The sequence below is a fragment of the Enterococcus sp. 125944 genome, from assembly GCF_051909435.1.
Lineage (GTDB): Bacteria > Bacillota > Bacilli > Lactobacillales > Enterococcaceae > Enterococcus_D > Enterococcus_D gallinarum.
On record NZ_JBQASY010000044.1, the window covers coordinates 1 to 4,721 of the forward strand.

General features: G+C 36.7%; 8 protein-coding genes. 1 reads left to right on the forward strand and 7 read right to left on the reverse strand.

The window, feature by feature from the left end:
- Nucleotides 1-135: 135 nt before the first annotated feature.
- The 7 genes from ACTFWY_RS17510 to ACTFWY_RS17540 form a co-directional block, all read right to left on the reverse strand.
- The gene (locus ACTFWY_RS17510) at nucleotides 136-930 is read right to left on the reverse strand and encodes a ParA family protein (protein ID WP_080961512.1); all 795 of its coding nucleotides are present in this window, start codon (nucleotides 928-930) and stop codon (nucleotides 136-138) included.
- Between the two features lie 18 nt (nucleotides 931-948).
- Complete coding sequence (locus ACTFWY_RS17515) at nucleotides 949-1,614, reverse strand: DUF2786 domain-containing protein (protein ID WP_047334464.1); 666 nt, start codon at nucleotides 1,612-1,614, stop codon at nucleotides 949-951.
- Nucleotides 1,604-1,849, reverse strand: coding sequence for a hypothetical protein (locus ACTFWY_RS17520; protein ID WP_171313741.1), 246 nt, complete (start codon nucleotides 1,847-1,849; stop codon nucleotides 1,604-1,606). The genes ACTFWY_RS17515 and ACTFWY_RS17520 overlap by 11 nt, the downstream gene beginning before the upstream one ends.
- A complete protein-coding gene (locus tag ACTFWY_RS17525) occupies nucleotides 1,846-2,016 on the reverse strand; it encodes a hypothetical protein (RefSeq protein WP_010709772.1) in 171 nt (56 codons plus the stop codon). The genes ACTFWY_RS17520 and ACTFWY_RS17525 overlap by 4 nt, the downstream gene beginning before the upstream one ends.
- 78 nt (nucleotides 2,017-2,094) lie before the next feature.
- Nucleotides 2,095-2,625 carry a hypothetical protein gene (locus ACTFWY_RS17530; RefSeq protein WP_171313740.1) on the reverse strand — a complete coding sequence of 177 codons (531 nt, stop codon included), beginning with the start codon at nucleotides 2,623-2,625 and terminating at the stop codon, nucleotides 2,095-2,097.
- Between the two features lie 277 nt (nucleotides 2,626-2,902).
- On the reverse strand, nucleotides 2,903-3,193 hold the full coding sequence (locus tag ACTFWY_RS17535) for a hypothetical protein (RefSeq protein ID WP_010709775.1): 291 nt from the start codon (nucleotides 3,191-3,193) through the stop codon (nucleotides 2,903-2,905).
- Nucleotides 3,194-3,329: 136 nt separating this feature from the next.
- A complete protein-coding gene (locus ACTFWY_RS17540) occupies nucleotides 3,330-3,515 on the reverse strand; it encodes a hypothetical protein (RefSeq protein ID WP_029681101.1) in 186 nt (61 codons plus the stop codon).
- 756 nt (nucleotides 3,516-4,271) lie between these two features.
- Between ACTFWY_RS17540 and ACTFWY_RS17545 the strand changes: the two genes are divergently transcribed.
- On the forward strand, nucleotides 4,272-4,721 hold a 450-nt coding region (locus tag ACTFWY_RS17545; protein WP_010730286.1), incomplete at its 3' end, for an ISL3 family transposase.

Sequence of the window (4,721 nt, forward strand, 5' to 3'; positions counted from 1 at the left end):
GGGATTTTCCATAGGGATTTTCCATAGGGATTTTCCATAGGGATTTTCCATAGGGATTTTCCATAGGGATTTTCCATAGGGATTTTCCATAGGGATTTTCCATAGGGATTTAGGAGGCATTGCTTCGCTCGCCTCCTAATCACCATCAATACAAGTTTTGATCTTATCTAACAATTCATACGTTTGCTTCTTGAACTCCTGGTATTGTTTTTGTTGGTACTTTTCTTGTTCAAATAAGTCTAATAAAGAAATACGCTGTAAACTAGCTTCGTTGAATGCGGTACGATCCTGGAAATAACCTAAAAACATATCATTTCCTGAAATAATTTGTTTGAATTGCCGAGAAACATCGGTATTATGCGCAATTTGGTTTCCTATATAGCGTACCTCCGCATGAACATAGCTTTTTCCAGTAAACACATCTGTTAATTCATTCGCTAGATACTCGATATGTCCATTTAAGTTTAGGAGTGCTTCGAAACCGTCTGCGCTTGGATCAGACACACCTAAAACGAGATCAGAAGCTGCTAACATATTATTCGTGATAATATTGCTATCGTTTCGTGTATCGATTACAACATACGCATACTTCTTGAATGTATCAAATTGGCGTAAATAGCTACTAAAGATCAAGGTATTGTTGATTCGCTGAATCAATTCCGTATTTACTAGCTCTAATTCAGCTGTACCTGCCACTAAATCCAACTGCTCTCTTACTGCCATTGGGACCACTTCTTGACGTCTAAATAATCGTGTCAATTCTGCTTGTTCCTCGATTTCTTCGGTAAACCGTTTTGTTGCATTTCCGCTTTCGTCGGAATCAATCAAGCATGTCTGGCCAAATCGTGAAAGATATACTGCTAACATACAAGATACACTTGTTTTTCCTGTACCGCCTTTTTTATTGTTTACTGCAATATACTTTGTCATTGTTTTTCCCTCTCTTTATTATTGATATTCTAGGCGTTCCTTTTGTCTTAATTGTTTTCCTTCTCGTACGCCTTCCTGAAATGCTCCCAGATCTTTTATTTTCTGAGATATGTCTTTTCCTGGTACTAGCGATAATTCGTTAAACTCTTTTTGTACATATTCTGGTACTTGCAATGCCAATTCATACCCATTTGTTTTTACTTGTTCCCAGAACTGTTCCTGCAATCCTGCAAGATATCCTTGAATATAATCTTGCTTTAACTGCCATTTTCGTTTTCTTTTTCGCTTGATTTCTGGCCGTTGCATGTACGTTCTTGCACAATAAGCAATACTACCTTTCGCAAAATGAAACGTAATATCCGCAATTTCTACATCTGATTTTGTTCCTAAAAAATGCAATTCAACTGGTGTACCTGCTACATAGTAATATTTCACGCGAAAATTCCAATAAATAACTCCTGCTAAGAGATATACCCATTTCTGCGGCTTTCCTTGATAGACAACAAAATCAACCACTTTCTCTTCAAAAGAAGATTGTTCACAATCAAATAGTTGTTCTTCAGATACTCCGTAAGCAAGCATTAACTCTTGTGCTTTAGCTAATGCACTCATGGATTCTTCGTCATTTGCATCATTCGCTAAAGCTAAAAGCTTTTGAATTTTCATAAATCGTTTATCGCTCATTTTTTATCCTCCTTCCTTGAATACCAAATGTTTTCATCACTTGATATTCTGCTCGAATCATTCGTTCAAGTGTATGATCTGGAAAATACCTCATGTTACTTTCTGCTCGATCTCTTGCGACAATCTCCTTCCACATTTCTTTCACTTCTCTTGAGACTAAGCAATCAATTCTTACTTTTTCTTCCACATGTGGAGCTTTTACCTTCACATGTGGACTTGAATCATCTTTTTTCATTTAGAAAACTCCCTTCTTTCTTCTACTTCATACTTATACATATACTCGTCCCAGGACAAAAACAAATAAATGAATAAACTAGCAAACAGTCCTAGTTGAATCATGCCAGGTAATAATCGTGTAACCATCCCTACTAAAATAAGTGCAACAATTAATCGTTTATTCATCTTGAAATTTCACTCCTTTGATAGACTCGGTGATAATTTTGTTCGATACTTCTTTTCCATCGATTTCCCTCCCTTGGGTCATTTTCTTTTCATTCCTGCATAAAAACCGGCACAATCTATCTCAAATCGTTTTTTTAATACGTTTAAACAATAGTCTTGTCTTTTTTTCGACTGACGAATATTTAACTCTTGATATCCATATATGCCAGGGCAATTATTTTTGAACATTTGGCTTGCTAAGTACCTTTCACGCTTCAAAATAAACCGATAATCTTCTTCTGTGTATTCACTAGCTTTCAATAACCCGCTACTTTTTACATCATTTAAGTAGTATTCAAGAAAATCTTGTTCTGAGATCACTCGTTCGTTTTCCTGAAACAACTCTGAACGATTGATTCCCCATTCTTCAAAATACTCCATCAACACATGATAGTCTGGTTTACGTTTGTGCTTGGCTACGTAACAATCATATTCTTGTACCGCAAACAAATACTCATTATGCAAAAGATTCAAGGAGCGCCAACTCGTCAAATCACATTCAGGATATAGACGAGTCACACCTGTTTTAATGATTTCAATATAACGATCAACATACTCCTCCAATTCCATCATTTCACCTCTAAATAAAGACTTTTTTCTAAGAAAGGCGTTCAAACTGCCTTGTGCCTCGTATTAATTGATACTTACTTTTACAGCTGGGACATTCCCAAATATAGGTTGGATAGAAATTTCCTCTACTTCTTCTTATTTGGTGTTCTGCCAACTCGGAACAATCACATTTTATATGGCTTGGCGGCCAATGATGGTGCTGATTAAACTGATTGACTGGAATCAAATATCTCCCATTAAAACACTCGCGATTTGAAAATTGATACATCTTTCTCCCTCATTTCTTCATAGCATCTTCATACCGATCAAAAATATGGACTTTTTCGATCGGTAGTTTTCCAGTTTGTTTTTCGATCAGTTTGGGCAAGATTGTTTTTAACCATTTTTGATCTGACACATAGTCCGGGAAATTGCCGATCGTAGTAAGCACTGTATCATCTGTTGTAAAATCAACGAGCAAAATATTTTTGTAAGGTGGAATACTCGCAACATAATTAATGATATTTTCATTTGTATTCTCAAAAGATCCAATATAGGTAAACTCGTGGTAAATATCTATCAAACCCATCTTTTTCCCTCCCATCCTTTTATAGAACGATTCGCGTATTAATGTTCTTTGGGTTCAATACTTCATCATCAGTAAACAAAATCATCTCTACTATTTGAAGGCTACCGTTAAAATCTTTGAAAGGGGGAAATCCCCCTTAATAATAGCTACTTTCATATACTGGTTGACCATCATAGCGATAGAAAGTGTCCCAACTGCGATTACCATATAACTCATTAGGGTATAGTGCTGAATTGATTCGTTTTCTAACAATGCTGTCTTTTGTTCTTGCGAGCGGATAATCAATAAACTCATTTGGTATGGGCGCAGTCGTTCCACTCATTGAGGTATATGTTTTGACAGTCTGCTTTTTTAATGGTCGAAACCAGGCGGTTTTTTCCGTTAATTTCACGATCTGCCAGAAAGTAACATTGGTTTGTTCATAGCCCCAGGAGCTATAAAAGATGTCTCCGACTTGATATGGTGTGTTTTTTGTTTGTGTGATCATAGTTGACTCCTCCTAAAAATAAAGTTTTTTATTTTTTTGAAAGTTGTTCTTCCCTCCAACCTTTTCGGTGGAGGGAGTTGGCTAGGGTGTTAGGGGCAAAGCCCCTAAGGTTTTGATTTGAGTGACTTTCATAGTCAGCTGAAAGATTAAGAAAAGGTATTCTGTTGTCAAAGATCAAAAGTGAAAATTCTGATTAGATTTTCTTTTCGTGCGTCGGTCGTTTGGCATAACCGGCTCGAAACCATGTTCTGACGATTGCCAAGGGCGCGCAGCGTGCATTTTACCCTTGGCGATTGACAGGTTATGGTTTAGGTTATACTAGCCAAATGACTGATGCATGAATTAGAAAATCTTCTGACTTTTCACTTCTTTGACAACAGAATACCTTGATCCTATTCATAGCTTGAAAATCATTCAAATATTAGGAGCTTACTCAAAGCTTTACAATAAGTGGTTCTATAATATTTTGTGTTGGTGGAAAATCGAAGGCGATTTTCTACTAACACTTTTTCTTCGTTTCAACTCAAAAAGAGACTCACTTTTGGTAAAATTTAGTCGACCAAAACGTCATCCTACCAAAGGAGTCTCTCAATGGATAATCATACTAGAAAATTACTCGGATTAACAGATAAACATTTATTTTTTGATGAAGAATGGCTGATTGAAAAAGAATATAAAGGCGTTCAAGCGCAGTTTATTAAAGGAAAATTGGATGACTCTCCTTCCTATTGTGAACACTGTCGATCGGTTCGTATTATCCGCAACGGTTCCTATACGACACGCACTCAGATGTTGAAAGTCAAAGAAAAGTTGACTATTTTAGAATTAAAACGTACCCGTTTTCTCTGCCATGATTGTGGAAGGACCTTTTCTGCGAAAACGGACTTAGTTGATGAACATCATCAACTAACAAAGGAACTGAAGCAGGCAATTCTCATGGAACTGTACGAAAATCAATCACGTAAACTAATCGCTAAGAAGTACTTCGTCTCGGATGGGACGGTGACACGGATCTTGCGTGAAGCAACGAAGCATTACCAG

Coding starts and splice junctions, on each gene's coding strand:
- ACTFWY_RS17510 (WP_080961512.1), bottom strand. CDS start 930: ATGACAAAGTATATTGCAGTAAACAATAAAAAAGGCGGTACAGGAAAA.
- ACTFWY_RS17515 (WP_047334464.1), bottom strand. CDS start 1,614: ATGAGCGATAAACGATTTATGAAAATTCAAAAGCTTTTAGCTTTAGCG.
- ACTFWY_RS17520 (WP_171313741.1), bottom strand. CDS start 1,849: ATGAAAAAAGATGATTCAAGTCCACATGTGAAGGTAAAAGCTCCACAT.
- ACTFWY_RS17525 (WP_010709772.1), bottom strand. CDS start 2,016: ATGAATAAACGATTAATTGTTGCACTTATTTTAGTAGGGATGGTTACA.
- ACTFWY_RS17530 (WP_171313740.1), bottom strand. CDS start 2,625: ATGGAATTGGAGGAGTATGTTGATCGTTATATTGAAATCATTAAAACA.
- ACTFWY_RS17535 (WP_010709775.1), bottom strand. CDS start 3,193: ATGGGTTTGATAGATATTTACCACGAGTTTACCTATATTGGATCTTTT.
- ACTFWY_RS17540 (WP_029681101.1), bottom strand. CDS start 3,515: ATGAGTGGAACGACTGCGCCCATACCAAATGAGTTTATTGATTATCCG.